This is a genomic window from Anabaena sp. CA = ATCC 33047, assembly GCF_963870205.1.
Taxonomy (GTDB): Bacteria; Cyanobacteriota; Cyanobacteriia; order Cyanobacteriales; family Nostocaceae; genus Trichormus.
Genome location: NZ_CAWMSA010000046.1, coordinates 103,871 through 120,706, shown reverse-complemented (window position 1 = coordinate 120,706; position 16,836 = coordinate 103,871). Strand labels below are relative to the sequence as shown.

Annotated in this window: 14 protein-coding genes; 7 read left to right on the top strand and 7 right to left on the bottom strand. The window is 44.1% G+C overall.

Going from position 1 to position 16,836, the window contains the following annotated elements:
* Nucleotides 1-575: 575 nt before the first annotated feature.
* Both purL and purF read left to right on the top strand, forming a co-directional pair.
* Nucleotides 576-2,936 carry a phosphoribosylformylglycinamidine synthase subunit PurL gene (purL, locus tag AACS98_RS15475; RefSeq protein WP_066381390.1) on the top strand — a complete coding sequence of 787 codons (2,361 nt, stop codon included), beginning with the start codon at nucleotides 576-578 and terminating at the stop codon, nucleotides 2,934-2,936.
* 308 nt (nucleotides 2,937-3,244) lie between these two features.
* Complete coding sequence (gene purF / locus AACS98_RS15470; protein WP_066381386.1) at nucleotides 3,245-4,744, top strand: amidophosphoribosyltransferase; 1,500 nt, start codon at nucleotides 3,245-3,247, stop codon at nucleotides 4,742-4,744.
* A gap of 146 nt (nucleotides 4,745-4,890) precedes the next feature.
* On the opposite strand, the gene AACS98_RS15465 is transcribed toward purF, so the two are convergent.
* The 4 genes from AACS98_RS15465 to AACS98_RS15450 all read right to left on the bottom strand — a co-directional run bounded on the left by AACS98_RS15465 (nucleotide 4,891) and on the right by AACS98_RS15450 (nucleotide 7,296).
* Nucleotides 4,891-5,172 (bottom strand): hypothetical protein, encoded by a 282-nt coding sequence (locus AACS98_RS15465; protein ID WP_066381384.1) that lies wholly within the window; start codon nucleotides 5,170-5,172, stop codon nucleotides 4,891-4,893.
* Nucleotides 5,173-5,324: 152 nt separating this feature from the next.
* Complete coding sequence (locus AACS98_RS15460; RefSeq protein ID WP_066381382.1) at nucleotides 5,325-6,365, bottom strand: ABC transporter permease; 1,041 nt, start codon at nucleotides 6,363-6,365, stop codon at nucleotides 5,325-5,327.
* 124 nt (nucleotides 6,366-6,489) lie between these two features.
* Entirely contained in the window at nucleotides 6,490-7,008 is a 519-nt protein-coding gene (locus tag AACS98_RS15455; protein WP_066381381.1) for an adenine phosphoribosyltransferase, read from the bottom strand.
* Between the two features lie 96 nt (nucleotides 7,009-7,104).
* Complete coding sequence (locus AACS98_RS15450) at nucleotides 7,105-7,296, bottom strand: hypothetical protein (RefSeq protein ID WP_157087524.1); 192 nt, start codon at nucleotides 7,294-7,296, stop codon at nucleotides 7,105-7,107.
* Between the two features lie 294 nt (nucleotides 7,297-7,590).
* On the opposite strand from AACS98_RS15450, the gene AACS98_RS15445 reads away from it, so the two are divergent.
* Both AACS98_RS15445 and AACS98_RS15440 read left to right on the top strand, forming a co-directional pair.
* Entirely contained in the window at nucleotides 7,591-8,217 is a 627-nt protein-coding gene (locus AACS98_RS15445) for a DUF3038 domain-containing protein (RefSeq protein ID WP_066381379.1), read from the top strand.
* On the top strand, nucleotides 8,214-9,692 hold the full coding sequence (locus AACS98_RS15440; protein WP_066381376.1) for a DUF4335 domain-containing protein: 1,479 nt from the start codon (nucleotides 8,214-8,216) through the stop codon (nucleotides 9,690-9,692). Before AACS98_RS15445 ends, AACS98_RS15440 begins: the two co-directional genes overlap by 4 nt.
* A 167-nt stretch (nucleotides 9,693-9,859) precedes the next feature.
* Here AACS98_RS15440 and AACS98_RS15435 read toward each other — a convergent pair whose 3' ends face one another.
* From AACS98_RS15435 to AACS98_RS15425, 3 genes are all read right to left on the bottom strand, one after another.
* The gene (locus AACS98_RS15435) at nucleotides 9,860-12,130 is read right to left on the bottom strand and encodes a transglycosylase domain-containing protein (protein ID WP_066381373.1); all 2,271 of its coding nucleotides are present in this window, start codon (nucleotides 12,128-12,130) and stop codon (nucleotides 9,860-9,862) included.
* A gap of 540 nt (nucleotides 12,131-12,670) precedes the next feature.
* Nucleotides 12,671-13,147 (bottom strand): signal peptidase II, encoded by a 477-nt coding sequence (lspA, locus tag AACS98_RS15430; RefSeq protein WP_066381371.1) that lies wholly within the window; start codon nucleotides 13,145-13,147, stop codon nucleotides 12,671-12,673.
* 155 nt (nucleotides 13,148-13,302) lie between these two features.
* Nucleotides 13,303-13,890: a biotin transporter BioY gene (locus AACS98_RS15425; protein ID WP_066381369.1), complete on the bottom strand. Its 588-nt coding sequence runs from the start codon at nucleotides 13,888-13,890 to the stop codon at nucleotides 13,303-13,305.
* A 172-nt stretch (nucleotides 13,891-14,062) separates the two neighbouring features.
* On the opposite strand from AACS98_RS15425, the gene AACS98_RS15420 reads away from it, so the two are divergent.
* The 3 genes from AACS98_RS15420 (at nucleotide 14,063) to pstC (ending at nucleotide 16,822) form a co-directional block, all read left to right on the top strand.
* Nucleotides 14,063-14,236, top strand: a complete 174-nt coding sequence (locus tag AACS98_RS15420) for a hypothetical protein (protein ID WP_156481571.1) — start codon at nucleotides 14,063-14,065, stop codon at nucleotides 14,234-14,236.
* Between the two features lie 255 nt (nucleotides 14,237-14,491).
* Nucleotides 14,492-15,646: a phosphate ABC transporter substrate-binding protein PstS gene (gene pstS, locus AACS98_RS15415; RefSeq protein WP_369815994.1), complete on the top strand. Its 1,155-nt coding sequence runs from the start codon at nucleotides 14,492-14,494 to the stop codon at nucleotides 15,644-15,646.
* A 225-nt stretch (nucleotides 15,647-15,871) separates the two neighbouring features.
* Entirely contained in the window at nucleotides 15,872-16,822 is a 951-nt protein-coding gene (gene pstC, locus AACS98_RS15410; protein WP_066381365.1) for a phosphate ABC transporter permease subunit PstC, read from the top strand.
* Nucleotides 16,823-16,836 lie beyond the last annotated feature (14 nt).

Below are 16,836 nucleotides of genomic sequence, written 5' to 3'. Positions count from 1 at the left end.
CCCTGCCTCCCCTGCCTCCCCTGCCTCCCCTGCCTCCCCTGCCTCCCCTGCTCCCCTGCCTCCCCTGCCTCCCCATTACCCAAACAGAAAGCCGACAACCTCTTTTACGGAATGTCGGCGATTAGTGTGTTCCCTATTAATGACTCGGCTAGAGTTCAGTAATACTTAAATATTTACAAATTGGTTATATAAGTAAAACGATCTAAATCAATAAATTCAGTGATTCTTATCACTTAAGATAGAGAAATTTACTGCATTCATAGAAAAAATCTATTCCTAAAGATATATGACAACACATAATTTGGGACATTATTGTGACAGAAATTACACTTTTTAATTAAATTGAAACATTACCTTCGGACGAGGCTATGTCAGAAGGGGAAAGCGTGCGATCGCCTGTCTGATATCTTGCACCATTCTCAATAAACGTATTTTTGATATCTGAGGCACCCTACTAATATGCCAGTTGCGTCAGTCCTGTATCTGCCGGGGAACCCGTCTACCGCAGTGGCTCACCTCCTACCTCTTGCCTCCTGCTATACAATAATGCTCTGTACTATTGGTGCATTATTTCCATGACTGCTACATCTCCTGCTCCCTTTTCCCCTCAAGAAATTGCTGCTGAAGGTATTAAACCCGAAGAATATGCAGAAATTGTGCGTCGTTTAGGTCGTCATCCCAACAAAGCCGAACTGGGAATGTTTGGCGTAATGTGGTCTGAGCATTGTTGCTATAAAAATTCTCGTCCTCTACTCAAACAGTTCCCCACAACTGGCCCCCGCATCCTTGTAGGGCCTGGTGAAAATGCTGGGGTGGTAGACTTAGGTGAGGGACTGCAACTAGCATTTAAGATTGAGTCTCATAACCATCCCTCAGCCGTTGAACCATTTCAAGGAGCAGCTACCGGAGTCGGTGGTATTCTCAGAGATATCTTTACAATGGGGGCGCGTCCCATTGCTTTGTTAAACTCTCTGCGGTTTGGTTCTTTAGACGACCCCAAAACTCAAAGGCTGTTCTCTGGCGTAGTTTCTGGTATAAGCCATTACGGGAATTGCGTAGGTGTTCCCACTGTAGGCGGTGAGGTTTATTTTGACACAGCATACTCTGGGAATCCTTTAGTCAATGTCATGGCGTTAGGATTGATGGAAACACCAGAAATTGTCAAATCTGGGGCATCTGGTCTAGGGAATCCGGTGTTATATGTAGGTTCTACCACCGGACGCGATGGCATGGGAGGCGCGAGTTTTGCCAGTGCGGAATTAAGCGATGAATCTATAGATGACCGTCCGGCGGTGCAAGTAGGCGACCCCTTTTTAGAAAAGTCTTTAATTGAAGCTTGTCTAGAAGCATTTAAAACAGGTGCAGTAGTAGCCGCTCAAGATATGGGTGCGGCTGGTATTACCTGTTCTACTTCCGAGATGGCGGCCAAAGGTGGCGTAGGTATCGAACTTGACTTAGATAAAATTCCGGTGCGGGAATTGGGAATGGTTCCCTATGAATATCTACTGTCAGAGTCCCAAGAACGGATGCTGTTTGTCGCCCACAAAGGACGCGAACAAGAGTTAATTGATATTTTCCACCGTTGGGGACTACACGCCGTTGTTGCTGGTACGGTAATTGCAGAACCCATCGTCAGGATTTTATATCAAGGTGGAGTTGCAGCAGAAATTCCGGCGGATGCTTTGGCAGAAAATACGCCGCTTTATGAACGTGAGCTATTGACAGAACCACCAGAATATGCTATTAAAGCTTGGGAATGGTCGCCTGATACTTTGCCAACTTGCACCACAAACGGTATTGAAATTCAAGGTACTGTAAAAAGTTGGCATGACGTTTTATTAACTTTACTCGATACACCGACCATCGCCTCTAAAAATTGGGTGTATCGTCAGTATGACCATCAAGTGCAGAATAACACCGTTGTCTTCCCTGGTGGCGCAGATGCGGCAATAGTACGTTTACGTCCCCTAGAGAAGCAGGGGAGCAGGGGAGCAGGGGAGCAAGGGGGAACTGCTAATGCTCAAAGTGGTGTGGCTGCTACTGTTGATTGTAATTCTCGTTATGTTTACCTTGACCCCTATGAGGGAGCTAAGGCAGTAGTCGCAGAAGCAGCACGTAATCTTAGCTGCGTAGGTGCAGAACCTTTGGCGGTGACAGATAACCTGAATTTTGGCAGTCCCGAAAAACCCATTGGTTACTGGCAATTAGCAGAAGCTTGTCGAGGTTTGGCGGAAGGTTGTCGAGAATTGGCAACTCCGGTAACAGGGGGTAATGTTTCGCTGTACAATGAAACCCTTGATGCTCAAGGTAATCCTCAACCGATTTATCCAACTCCCGTTGTGGGGATGGTAGGGTTAATACCTGATTTAACCAAAATTTGCGGTCAAGGTTGGCAAGCTAGCGGAGATATCATTTACCTTCTGGGTTCATCTCCTAGCAGTTTGGGCGCATCTGAGTATTTAGCTAGCATTCACGGCACTGTCGCAGGTAGACCAGCTAAGGTAGATTTTGAATTAGAACGTCGTGTCCAAAAAGTTTGTCGTGAAGGTATCCGTGCTGGTTGGGTACGTTCAGCCCATGATTGTGCTGAGGGTGGTTTAGTTATTGCTGTAGCAGAATGTTGCTTGGCTGGTAAGTTGGGGGCGCAAATTTATCTAGAAGCCACTCAGTCACAACGTTTAGATGAATTACTTTTTGGTGAAGGTGGCACAAGAATTATTGTGTCTGTATCCCCTGCACAGCAAGAGATTTGGGAATCCTATTTACAGGAGCATCTAGGTGAAGAATGGCAACAATTGGGAACAGTGGGTAATATCGACACAGGATTGGGGGTTTTGACCACTGATAACCACAGCATAATTCAAGTTAGTATCGAACAGATGAGCGATCGCTATCAACATGCGATCGCTAGACGGTTAATTTATCTAAGAGAGTAGAGAGTAGGGAGTAGGGGAGATGAGGGAGGTGAGGGAGATGAGGGAGACAAGGGAGAAATTCTTTCCCAGTACCCAGTCCCCAATCCCCAATCCCCAGTCCCCAATCCCCAGTCCCCAATCCCCAGTCCCCAATCCCCAGTCCCCAGTCCTCCCAACTATTGATTAATTCCCTCAAACCAATAGCAACTTTGGACACATTTAAGGTACTGTTTTAATGGATGGTTAAAGATTTATTAAGATTAGCACCACTATCCGGTTCATAAAAATAATCCCAGTGACTTGACACCCCAACCAGGAGCAAAGCTAGCATGATTCCCATTGATTCCGTCACTTTGGATGAGTACGCCCAACATACCAACGACTCAATCAATAGTTTGGAAAATCGTCCTGACAAGCCAGAAGAAGCTTGCGGCGTTTTCGGCATCTACGCACCCGGACAAAATGTTGCCAAACTGACCTACTTTGGATTGTATGCCCTCCAACATCGGGGTCAAGAATCAGCCGGCATTGCCACATTTGAAGGGGAGCAAGTCCATCTACACAAAGACATGGGCTTGGTGTCTCAAGTGTTTAGTGAATCCATTTTGGAAGAGTTACCCGGTAGTATCGGCGTTGGTCATACTCGTTATTCCACCACCGGCTCTAGCCGCAGAGTTAACGCCCAACCTGCTGTAGTGGACACACGCTTGGGTAAAATAGCTTTAGCACATAATGGCAATTTAGTCAATACAATAGAATTACGAGAAGAGTTACTCAAGACCAATTGTAACTTAGTGACTACTACCGACTCAGAAATGATTGCCTTTGCGATCGCACAAGCCATTAACACAGGTGTAGATTGGTTAGAAGGTGCGATTCAGGCATTTCATCGCTGTCAAGGTGCGTTTAGCTTAGTAATCGGGACTCCCGTAGGTGTGATGGGTGTGCGCGATCCTAATGGCATTCGTCCCTTAGTCATTGGAACATTACCTAGTAATCCCGTCCGTTATGTTTTATCTTCCGAAACCTGCGGCTTAGATATTATTGGTGCAGAATATCTCCGCGACGTAGAACCAGGAGAAGTAGTTTGGATTACCGAAGAAGGTTTAGCTTCCTTCCACTGGAGTGAAAAACCCCAGCGCAAGCTGTGTATTTTCGAGATGATTTATTTTGCCCGTCCTGATAGCCAAATGCACAACGAGAGTCTGTATAGCTATCGGATGCGTTTAGGGCGACAACTAGCGAAAGAATCCTATGTAGATGCTGACATCGTTTTTGGTGTCCCTGATTCTGGCATACCTGCGGCAATTGGATTTTCTCAAGCTTCTGGTGTCGCTTACGGTGAAGGATTGATCAAAAATCGCTATGTTGGGCGTACCTTTATTCAACCAACCCAAACTATGCGCGAGTCGGGTATTAAAATGAAACTTAACCCGCTTAAAGATGTACTCGCGGGTAAACGGGTGATTATCGTTGATGACTCAATTGTGCGGGGTACGACAAGCCGCAAACTGGTTAAAGCCTTGCGTGAAGCTGGTGCAGCAGAAGTACACATGAGGATTTCTTCACCACCTGTGACTCATCCCTGCTTCTATGGTATTGATACAGATACCCAAGATCAGCTAATTGCGGCTACCAAATCTGTAGAAGAAATAGCCCAGCAGCTAGAAGTAGACTCACTAGCATATCTCAGTTGGGAAGGGATGCTAATAGCCACCGGAGAAGATACCAATAGTTTCTGTTCTGCTTGCTTCACCGGAGATTATCCGGTAGCGATTCCTGAACAAGTGAAGCGTTCTAAGTTGATGTTAGAGAAGGTGGTAGTTTAGGGACTAGAAAAGTAGGTTGGGTAAACTGTAAACCCAACTCGAACCATTAGCATCAATGTTGGGTTTGTAGTGAGGACTTTAGTCCTCAAAATGAAATCACTAAAGTGCTGACTACAAACCATAACTCTAGTCCAAAATTGCTACGCTCATCTGTGCTGGAGAAAATCCACTTTAGGTAACAACGGATCAGTTACAACACCCACACCAGTAAAACCCCAGCGTTGAAGCAAACTGCCTAACTGTGTACCAGGAATAGACTCTACAGCAAAGCGGTTTGCTACTTCTGCGGCGTGGGTATTGAGATAGGTTAAAGCGTCAAAATTTTCCCGAAATAGTAACAAATAACCCGATGTTTCCTCACCGGGGCGGGCTGTAAGATAACGACCGTCAGCTTTTGAACGTACTAGGTAATAGACTTCGGACAGCATGGGGAGGAATCAATTAAAAATTCAAAATTCAAAATTCAAAATTAAAGAATCTCTGGGACTGGGTAAGGGAGGTGAGGGGAATGAGGGAGCAGGGGAGCGGAGGAAGAAAAACTAATAACTAATGAATAATGGCCATTGACTAATGACTAAAATTATGCTTCAAGACGGATGCGGGGGTCGGCTACTTTCAGTAATAAGTCTGCCATTAAGTTGCCTACATTCAACAATACGGCACTCATGACTAGACTAGCCATGACTAAATATTGGTCTTTGGCAATTACCGCCTGTAAAGTTAATCTACCTAAACCCGGCCAGTTAAAGAACTGTTCAGCGATAAATGCACCACCTAATAAGCCGGCTAACTCAAAACCCAACAAAGTAATCAGGGGGTTGATCGCATTACGTAGCGCATGAACGTAAATCACGCGATTTTCTGGTAGCCCTTTGGCGCGTGCAGTTTGAATGTAGTCTTGCCTTAGCACATCTAATAATTCGCCGCGCATGATGCGTTGTAACCCAGCAAAACTGGTGATACTTAACGCTATAGTCGGTAAAATCATGTGCCAGCCAATATCTAGGATTTTACCAAACCAAGATAAATCAGCGTGATCAATGCTGGTCATACCACCGACGGGAAATAAAGGCGTGGTGTATTGGGCAAAGATCAGGAGAAACAGCACAGTTATAAAGCTGGGGAATCCTTGTCCGGTGTAGCTAATCACTTGTAAAATTCTGTCAGTGGCTTTATTTTGCTTGACAGCCGCCACGATACCCAAGGGAATTGCGATCGCCCAGGTGACAAATAAAGAAGCGATCGCCAACATTAAAGTAGCGGGTATTCTTTCCCATAGCAGAGACGCAACTGAACGCTGATAAACAAAACTCGTGCCAAAATCACCCTTGGTAAAAATCCGCCACAACCACAGCCCATACTGTTCTAGCCAAGATTTATCTAAACCAAACTGTCTTTTGAGTTCATTAATACGTTCCGGGGAAATTTTGGGATTTTGTCGCAGCGTATCTACATAGTCACCTGGTGATAATTTCATGATGAAAAACGACAACGCCGATGCTAACAATAAAGTTAACAACGCTTGTAAGATTCGCTTAATCACATAAATAAACGTTTCGCTGGTGACAAACCTGATCAACCAGTCCCAACTTCTATCCCAAGAAATTCGTGTAGATGTCACGTCGCTTCGCTCCGAATTCAAAATTCTCTCATTCAAAATTAATCAATGTGTAATCGTCATTAGTCAATTGCTAACTTTGAAACTATGGGTTATGGAGTATGAACTGTTGACTGTGGACTAATCATTAATATTCAACTACGGAAATAATCGGCACATCTGGTAGATATTTGCGCCCTTGTAAATCCCGTAGCTCGATGATAAACCCAAACCCGACTAATTCGCAGCCGATTTGCTGGACTAACTTAGCTGTAGCACTGGCTGTACCACCTGTAGCAATCAAATCATCTACAATCAAGACTCGGCTACCTGGATGTAAAGCGTCTTGATGCACTTCCAAACAGTCAGTACCATACTCTAGTTGATATTCAACCGAATGAACTGCTGCTGGTAGCTTACCTTTTTTACGCACAGGAATAAAACCAGCCCCTAATTTATAAGCCAAGGGGGTGCCAAAAATGAACCCCCTTGATTCCATACCCGCAACATAATCTATAGTCAAACCAGTCTCAATACATTTTTCTGCTAAAAAGTCAATAGTATATCGCAATCCATCGCGATCGCGCAGTAAAGTAGTGATATCACGAAACAAAATTCCAGGCTTAGGAAAATCAGGGATGTCGCGAATAAGAGATTTTAGATCCATAGTGCTGAGTTATTGGGTATTGGGTATTGGAGACTGGGCTGGGCATCGGGCAGAAGGCAGAAGGCAGAAGATTTTCCCCTGCTCACGGCAGTCCGCTCAAGTCGGGAAACCCGCCCACGGGGCTGCCTCCCCTGCTTCCTCATCTCCCACCCTACGGGTGAATCCTACGGAGACGCTACGCGTTCGCGTAGCGTCTCGTAGAGAACGCGGTAGCGTCTCGTAAGAGAAGCAAGCTACATCTTCCTCATCCCCAATCACCAGTCCCCATTCACCTGAAAAATCGTACACTATAATGTCATACGCTTGGGATCAATGCCTAGGTTTCGCCATCTATTGACGATACTGAGAATTTAAACCAAGCTAAGAGATGGATTTATACTCAAGACATAAAAGAGTAAAATTATGCTTTAAAAACTGAAATTTACGTATAGAACAACTTGAGAGTAGAACAACTATGTAAATGTATATATCTAGTAGCCTGACTACTGCCACCAGTTTCATCTTGCTGTTTGGCTAGATATCCTAAAGTTAGTTCTCCTAGTTTTATTTGATTTATTGGAGCCGCACAAGGTATTTGATCGAATGAATGTTTCTGCCAGCTTAACGCCGTTCAACAGTCCAACCCCCCCCTCATTACCGATGATTTTGGACGCTCTACCAGATCCTGCCATTCCTGGGCAGGGATGTCCGGCTAGAACTAGGATGCAAATTGATCTGATTTTACTGGCGATCGAAGCTTTAGAATTGGGTGGTTCGGAAGCCATCCTAGCTTTTGCTGAAGAATTAGATTTAAAAGGAATTATTAAAGACAGAGTGAACTTGTGGCGGATGCGCTCTTCTAACCCCATCCGCAGAGCGCATATTCGTCGCCCTTTAACCATTATGGAGGCAAAAGCCTTAGTGGTGATTGCCTGTTACATAGCACGGCGTTTAACAGTAGTTATCCGCCAAATGCTGATCATTTGTCAACAACTCAACGAAAAGCAAATTCCTTTAGAACAAAATTTACGCTTATCTACTTACCTAGAAAGGTTTAGAGCGCATTTTAAAAGCAGAATGAATGCTCGGCGCATTGGTGCTTTAGCATTAACTTCTGATGAAAAATTAAATGAATTAGCTATAAATCTCTTAGGACAACTGCTATTTTGTACTGGCACAGCTGGAATGCAGCGATTCTGGATCAGTCTATTTGATGGGGAAGTAGAATGAACATTCAAAGGAAGTACAGTTTACCTAATTGTACGGTGCTGTTAGAAGGATTAAGTGATGCTAATAGGGGCGCACAATTTCAGGAATTGCGCCCTGAACTGTCAATATTGGTAAATGCAGAATGTTATATATCTGGACACACCCAGCCTTTAGTGGGGGGAAGAGAATTTTTTGAAAGTTTGGTGCGGGCTGTGAGTGGTTATGCTCAAGAATTTTTAAGTAATGTGCCGAATCCACAAGCACATAACCAAGATTCTGAGTTAGTGGAGTTACAAAAAATCGACCATAACCGACATAGGCTGATAGTACATTATGAGAATGCACCAGAGGAATTTAATTCTCAGCATCAACAACCGATGCAAATAGATTTAAATACGGTACAGTTGTTTGATTTAGTGGAAGCTGTAGATCAGTTTTTTGCTGACACGCAAACTTTACCGGAGTTATCACTAGAATTACAACCAGTGACTAGACGTTATGGTGGTACCAGTCAAGTTGTATTAAAGCAAGCAGTACCCGCAACTGTTGGTGTTTCTAGTTTAGCTGTGGCAGCGATCGCCTTTAGTTTTGTTCCTGCCCCAGAAATGCGTCCCCCAGAAACCAAAACAGAGGAGCAAAGTTACACTACTCCGACAACCAATCCAACCACAACACCCACAACCACACCCTTAGCTGAAACAACACCAACCGCCACACCTACACCAACCACCACACCCTTAGCATCTGCACAACCCACACCAAACTTTCCCACAACTGCGACAGCTGCCACACAGCCGACAGTTCAAGATTTAGAAGCACTTTTAAATACAGTTAATGAAATAACCGATCCGTCTCAACTCAAAGCTTTAAATCGTCAAGTTTGGAACCAAATTGATCCAGTTTGGAATAGCCGTTCAGGAATTAATCAGGATTTAGTTTATCGCGTGGGTGTAGCTGCGGATGGTGCGATTGTGGGATATAAAGCAGTCAACCAACAGGCAAACACCGCTATAGAATTAACGCCTCTGCCTAACTTACTATACAATCCTGCTAGACGTACTCCCATCGCTAATGAGCCAATTGCCCAGTTTAGAGTAGTTTTTACTAGCAAAGGTGTGTTAGAAGTCAGTCCTTGGCGGGGTTATGCCAGCACACCCCAAGTCATCGGGGCTAAAATCACTGAACCGAATGCTATCAAAGCTTTAAACACCAAGCTATATGATACACTCCGGCAAACTGCAATTAGCACTCCCAACTATACCAAAGACTTAAAGTATCGGGTGGCGATTAATCAAGAAGGCACAATTGCCGATTATGAGCCACTCAATCAAGTCGCCTTTGACTATTTCCGCGAAACACCTTTACCAAAGATGTTTCAAGCAGTCTATGGCTCAAATGCAGCCGCTCCCAACAGTAGCGAACCTCTAGCTCACTTCCAAGTGATATTTAAACCTAATGGACAATTAGAAGTCAGTCCTTGGCAGGGATACGACTAATTGAGGAAGCAGGGGAGGCAGCCGCGTGGGCGGGTTTCCCGACTTGAGCGGACTGCCGTGAGCAGGGGGAAAAACTAATGACTAATGACTAATGAATAATGACTAATGACTAATGACTAATGACTAATGAATAATGACTAATGACTAATGACTAATGACTAATGACTTCAACGTGTAATTCTCCTCATATAATTTCCCCATAATTGGGCAGCTTGCGCGCTGCTCCCAGAGGTGGGAGAATTATCATCATTGCCGAGCCAGATACCTGTGGCTAATCGGCGACTGGGAATAAAGCCGATAAACCACAAGTCAACGTTTCTATCGGTTGTACCTGTTTTGCCTCCTTCCCCCAGTCCAATGGCCGCACTGCGTCCAGTACCCCTTGTGATTACCTGCTGCATCATATTCGTCATTTGAGCAGCAACACCTGTAGGTAGGACTTGCTTGTTGGCTTCTCGATTTTGGTCGAAGGAGTAGATGACACGGCAGGTTTTTAAATCATTGCGATCGCTACAATCACCACTATCTAAAATTCTACTAATAGCATGGGGAGGATTCCACACGCCACGATTTGCCACCGCCGCAAAAGCCCCTGTCATCTCTAATACATTAACTACACTTTGACCCAATATCAAACCGGGTACTGCTTCCAGTGATGACTTTACCCCCATGCGATGGGCTAAAGCTACCACCTTATCCAGCCCGACTTCCCTACCTATCCGCAGGGCTATGGGATTTTCTGAAAGTGCGTATCCCGTAATCATGTCTAAACTGCCACCAGCACCAGAACGACAGGGACGATAAGTAAAGCCTTGCCAAGTCAAAGGAGCGCAAGAATAACTCCTAGATGTTGGTATACCTTGTAACAGTGCCTGAGTGAAAGGAAAAATTTTAAAAGTAGAACCGGGTTGTCTTTTAGCTTGCACAGCCCGATTAAACTGACTGCGGCGATAATCAGTACCGCCCACCATGGCCAAAATACTACCTGTTCTGGTGTTCAGTGTCACCATTCCGCCCTGAGAAAACCGAAAACTAGCACCGGCGGTGTTGACGGCATTTTGTAAAGATGCTTCCGCCTGTGCTTGTATTCTTGGGTCTAGCTGAGTTTCAATTATGAAGTTTCCTTCCCTAGCTGCACCTTCACCGAGTATCTGTTCTAGTTCCTGAAACACATAGTCATAAAAATAAGGAGCGATAGTTTTAGCTTGCTGCTCACATACTTTTGGACTAACTTGGACAGTGGATCTTCTAGCGCGGTTGGCTTCCTCTGGGGAGATTTTGCCCATTTCCAGCATCCGTTTAATTACACGGTTGCGGTAGTCTGCTGCATCTAGCCGCCTGGGGCTATTCCCACAAAAATTAAATCCGTTGGGAGCCGGTAAAATTGCTACCAATGTTGCTGCTTCCGCTAGAGTTAAGTCTTTAGCTGACTTCTCAAAGTAATATTGAGCCGCATCCTCAAAACCAGAGGTATCTGCCCCTAGAAATACCCGATTTAAGTAAGTCAGCAGAATTTCATCTTTGCTGTAAAAAGTTTCTAATTTGAGGGCAACAATTGCTTCTCTTAACTTACGTCCTAGGGAGTCTTGCGCGCCTACATAGTCACGAAACAAACTACGAGCCACCTGTTGGGTAATGGTGCTAGCACCTTGCTGCACACCTCCGCTACGAGTATTAATGAACACTGCCCGTAGCACACCCAAGGGATCAACCCCAAAGTGCCAATTATAGCGACTATCCTCAGAAGCTATGACTGCCGCAGGTAAATAGGGGCCAAACTCTTCTAAATTTTTCTTGTCTACGTGTGCCACAATCCGAGGCTGACGTAAAGGAGTGCTACCATCGCCAGCATAAACGACTATAGGCGCGCGGCTAGCTGTAGGTAAAGGACGCACAGAAAATTTCAGCCATTCTACCCCAATCACCAATGCTAATAAGGCACTAACGCCACCAAGCCCATAACCAGCCCAAGTTGCGGCTTTCACATACAAAGGTGGTGGATCGAAATATTGCAATCTCACTGATGCTGCTAGTTCTGGGGGGCCTAGGGTGAAAATATCGCCATGACGTAGTTCTAAACTCTGAACTCGCCGTTTACCGCGATAGATACCATTTGTCGAGTTTTCGTCTTTGATCACAAACACGGGGGTACGTTGTGACGAATCCCGTGTTAAGGATAGATGAATTTGGCTGACAACTGGGTTACGAACGACGATATCACAGGATTTGGAACTGCGACCGAGGATATAGCGATCGCCCAACAATGGATAAGTTTCCGCCTTATCTGCCCCTGCATCCTGCACCCAGAGTTCTGGTACTTTGGCATTAGGCTTGAGTGCCAGTTTAGAAAAGTCAACCCTAGCTTGAATAGTATGTACAGCTTGAGTCAGTTGACCTAGTATAGTTTGTGACTTGTGGGGAGGTTGGGGAGAGTTCATTGGCTGTTTACATCACAGTTGTTAGACAAGAATCAGGTAAATAGCAGTTTTGATATTTGGTCTTACACCATTTTACTCCTCAGCCAAAAAATTAATTGGCTATACGGAATTATTCCCGATTTAATCTTACATCAATAGACTATATTTCTAGTAAATTTACTTACTGATTTCCAGTACCTGTTAATATAGATAAAATTCTTGATGCCGAACTGACAATGCTGATTGTCTCTAATGTGAATTGAGGCATCACCAGATATGGCATTTTGATTTTGGTATTGGGGAAAACCTCCTATCAATAAATCTGGTATTGAAATTTGATTGCTGTGAGATATGGCCATCCTATTTGATTGTTGAACAAGACTCAGTACACACCGAAACCCTTTTTTCCTGTCGCCTGTTGCCTGTTGCCTGTTCCCTGACCACACAAATAAATTCAAAAATCAAACCGGATGACTATATCCACATACTTTACAACACAAAAAACGTAGACATTTCGGAAGATTGAAAAAAAATCTCTAATTAGCTTTCAATGCGGTGGATTCACCGAGACCGGCGATGAGAAGTCGGTGTTTTTTGGAACGAGGCGATGAGTAGACAAACAATACCAATGCTAATGAATGAATCTGCCATATTAAACACAGCAAAGTTAATCAATCGAAAATCGAGAAAATCAACTACGTAGCCTAAAACAAACCTATCAATACCATTACCCATCGCTCCACCTAAAATCAAGCCGTAACCCAGCTGATCCCAGAGGCTTAACATGGGGCCAACAATTGCTACAGCTATTAAGACTAAACTGACTCCTAAAGATAGCCAACGCAACCACTCTACTTTGCCACTGAATAAACTAAAAGCTGCACCAGTATTAGTCACATAGGTAAAGTGAAATATACCTGGTAGTAGTGGTAGTGTCTCTCCTAGGCTAAAGGTTTGCACTACCCAGTATTTTGTCAGTTGGTCTAGGAAAAAAGCGATAAAAGCAGCTATCCAGAAGAGGCGATTTTTAAAACGCATGAAAGAAATTAGGGATTGGGGATTGGGGATTGGGGACTGGGGACTGGGGATTGGGGACTGGGAATTGGGGATTCAAGAAGAACTCGAAAGAATATCAGCATCATGACACTTTTTAGCCTCTAGCCTCTAGTCCCTAGCCTCCAGCCTGTCCATAACTAATAAAACATTAAATGCCGTAACAGATATGCTACTACGGTGACAGCACAGACTACAGCTAATTGCCCTGGGATGGCAAGCCAGGAGTAGGTGAGGATGGCTTGCATTAAGGGTATGCTGTCTGTAGTTTGCCACTGGAAAAAATCACTAATGACTAAATAAGTAATTCCGCAAATATGGACAGTTAACAAGCCACAAATACAGCTAAATGTTAGCGTTTCCAGCCTTGGTCTAGCGATAAAGGCTAAAAAGCCACAAATCCATGCACCAGGGATAAAACCTAGTAGATAGCCAAACTGAGACAACTTGATATAACCAAGACCGCCACCATCATAAAATACAGGCAGTAAGGTTAAGCCCATGACTAAATAAGCAATTTGTGACAATGCACCAGCATTCTGACCCCCTAAGCAGCCTACTAATAGTACCGCGCCAATTTGATAGGTGACACCTAAAGAAAAAGTTTGAATTCCATGCTGACCCCAACTCCAAGGTAATGTGATACTGTGGGCTTCGAGAAAGGTACCACCAATTGTCAGAAGTAAGCCAATCATAGACCATAGCAATTGATTGGAAGCGGCAAACATTGATTATGAGGCTCAAGGGAAAACCAACAGCAACCAGTATAGGCATTAATTTTGCAACTGGGACTCGTATTTACAGTCACGATGGTGATGTTGTCTGATTATGATAACTCAGATAAGATAGTCATATAATTAACATTAATACTGGGGTTTATGCGGACTTATCAGTTGGTTGATGAATGAATACGAACTGGATCAGCGATGTTTTGTGAACTTGTTGGAGGCGATCGCACCTCTAAATTTTTCAGTTTTCCGGTTTGGCTATTTTCATGAATATTTTTTCAAATCTGCACCGCATACCAGTCAAATCCGCGATCGCTACAGCCAATTATTGATTCCCATCCAATGATAGAGTTTTGTAAATGCTGATGATAGATGGTAGGAAGCATCAACAAATACATTGTTTACTGAAACTTTGTATAAAATTTAGCATAAAAATCATGATACCCTCATGGTAATTAAGTCTGAAAAAAAATCTGTTTTTTTTTCTTTTATTAACCTCACCTTAACCTTAAGTCCTACCTATAAGGAGTAGCTTAGAAAAGCCTATGTGGAAATTTACTCAAAACTGACAGCTATGCTTTCACATCTAAATTCCCCAAAAATGAACCGCATTCCAGCTATTGCTTCAGTATTTGCACTGACAATTAGCCTCGCTGCTTGTGGTGGACAGCAAGCCTCAGACAATAGTGCAACTAATGATGCCACCTCTGGGGTTGCTAAAGATGCTACAGCCTCCAGCCCTGCCAAGTTGGATCTTGGTGGTAATGTGGCATTGACAGGAGCAGGTGCATCTTTTCCGGCTCCCTTATATCAAAGCTGGTTCACAGACTTAAACAAAAAATACCCCAATTTGCAAGTCAACTATCAGTCAGTGGGTAGTGGTGCCGGCGTTGAGCAATTTCTCAAAGGTACAGTAGACTTTGGTGCCAGCGATGTGGCGATGAAGGATGAAGAAATCCAAAAAGTAGCGGCTGATAAAGGTGTGTTATTGCTGCCGATGACAGCTGGTAGCATTGTTTTGGCTTATAACCTGCCTGGTGTACAAGAGTTAAAGCTCCCACGGCCAGTTTATGTTGATATTCTCTTGGGTAACATCAAAACTTGGAACGACCCCAAAATTGCTGCTGCTAACCCCGGTGTCAACCTTCCCAACCAACCCATCACAGTAGTACATCGTTCTGATGGTAGTGGTACTACTGGTGTATTTACCAAACACCTGAGTGCGATTAGTCCTGATTGGAAATCCAAAGTAGGTGATGGCAAAACAGTAAACTGGCCAGTAGGTGTTGGTGCTAAGGGTAATGAAGGTGTTACCGCCCAAATTCAACAGACTCAAGGTGCAATTGGTTATGTTGAGTATGGCTATGCTAAACAAAATCAACTCAATGTTGCTGCTTTAGAAAACAAGAGTGGCAAATTCGTCGTACCTACAGATGAGTCAGCTTCTAAAACTCTAGAAGCAGTAACTTTACCAGAAAACCTCCGCGCCTTTATCACAGATCCAGAAGGTGCTGACTCATACCCCATAGTTACCTACTCGTGGATTTTGGCTTATAAAAACTATCCTGATGCCGCCAAAGGCAAAGCGATGGAAGCGATGATCGAGTATGGTTTGACTGAAGGACAGAAAGTTGCAGCCGAGTTAGGATATGTTCCTTTACCTCAAAATGTAGTTCAGAAAGTGGCGACGGCGGCAGATCAAATCAACCCAGATTACAAAATTGCTGTTGGTGGTAGCACCAGTGCTAGCAAGTAGGCTGACAAGATGAGTTAAACTCAGTCAGGAAAATCTGCATTTAGCATATTCAGCTATAGCCAATTTGGGAATAATCAACTCATCTGGTTGATCCCTGGCTAAACATTAACAGCCACAAAGCCGGAACAGCCTAGGTTGTACAAATCTCACATTAGGCGGCAAAAATTTGCTTTAGCTGGTTGCTTCTCACATTTATCTCGGATTTAATTTTTACAATCAGTAGTCATGGCGACAAATTCCTCAAATCTGCCATCAGCGATTAAAAGTCGCTCGGAATTAGAACAGTCTTTAGATCGAGGCTTTATTTGGCTGACGCGGATTTTTGCGCTAGCGATCGCTGGCACTTTATTATGGATAGCGTTGCAAGTCACTATTGAAGCTTGGCCTGCCATCAAAGAATTTGGTGCGAGTTTCTTAGCTAAAAGTGCTTGGAACCCAGTCAAGGAAGAATATGGGGTACTACCTCAAATTTATGGAACTCTGGTCAGTTCTTTTCTGGGTCTGTTACTCGCCGTGCCAATAGGTGTTGGTACAGCTATATTATTGAGTGAAGATTTTCTCCCACTGAAAATCAGAACGGTATTAGTGTTTTTAGTAGAACTGCTGGCAGCTATTCCCAGCGTTGTGTATGGTATCTGGGGGATTTTTGTGTTAATCCCGATCCTCACCGACTTGGGAAAATGGCTGCATAGTGCTTTTGGCTGGTTGCCAATTTTTAGCACTCCTCCCACGGGGCCGGGAATGTTACCGGCGGGGGTGATTCTGGCAATTATGACATTGCCCATCATCACAGCCATATCCCGTGATGCCTTAATTTCTGTACCGCCTAGTCTGCGGCAAGCATCTTTAGGACTGGGGGCTACTCGCTGGGAAACACTTTTACAAGTGATGATTCCGGCTGCCTTTTCTGGCATTGTCAGTGCTGTCATGTTAGCACTAGGACGAGCAATGGGTGAAACAATGGCTGTCACCATGTTGATTGGTAACGCCAACAATATCAACATCTCCCTGCTAGCACCAGCCAATACAATTTCTTCTCTATTAGCAAACCAGTTTTCAGAAGCGAGTGGTCTACAAGTAGCAGCTTTAATGTATGCTGCTTTAGTTTTGTTTGTTTTGACTCTGGCAGTCAATATTTTAGCTGAGTTGATCGTGCTGCGAGTCAAGCGAATATAGCAGAGTTGTGGATA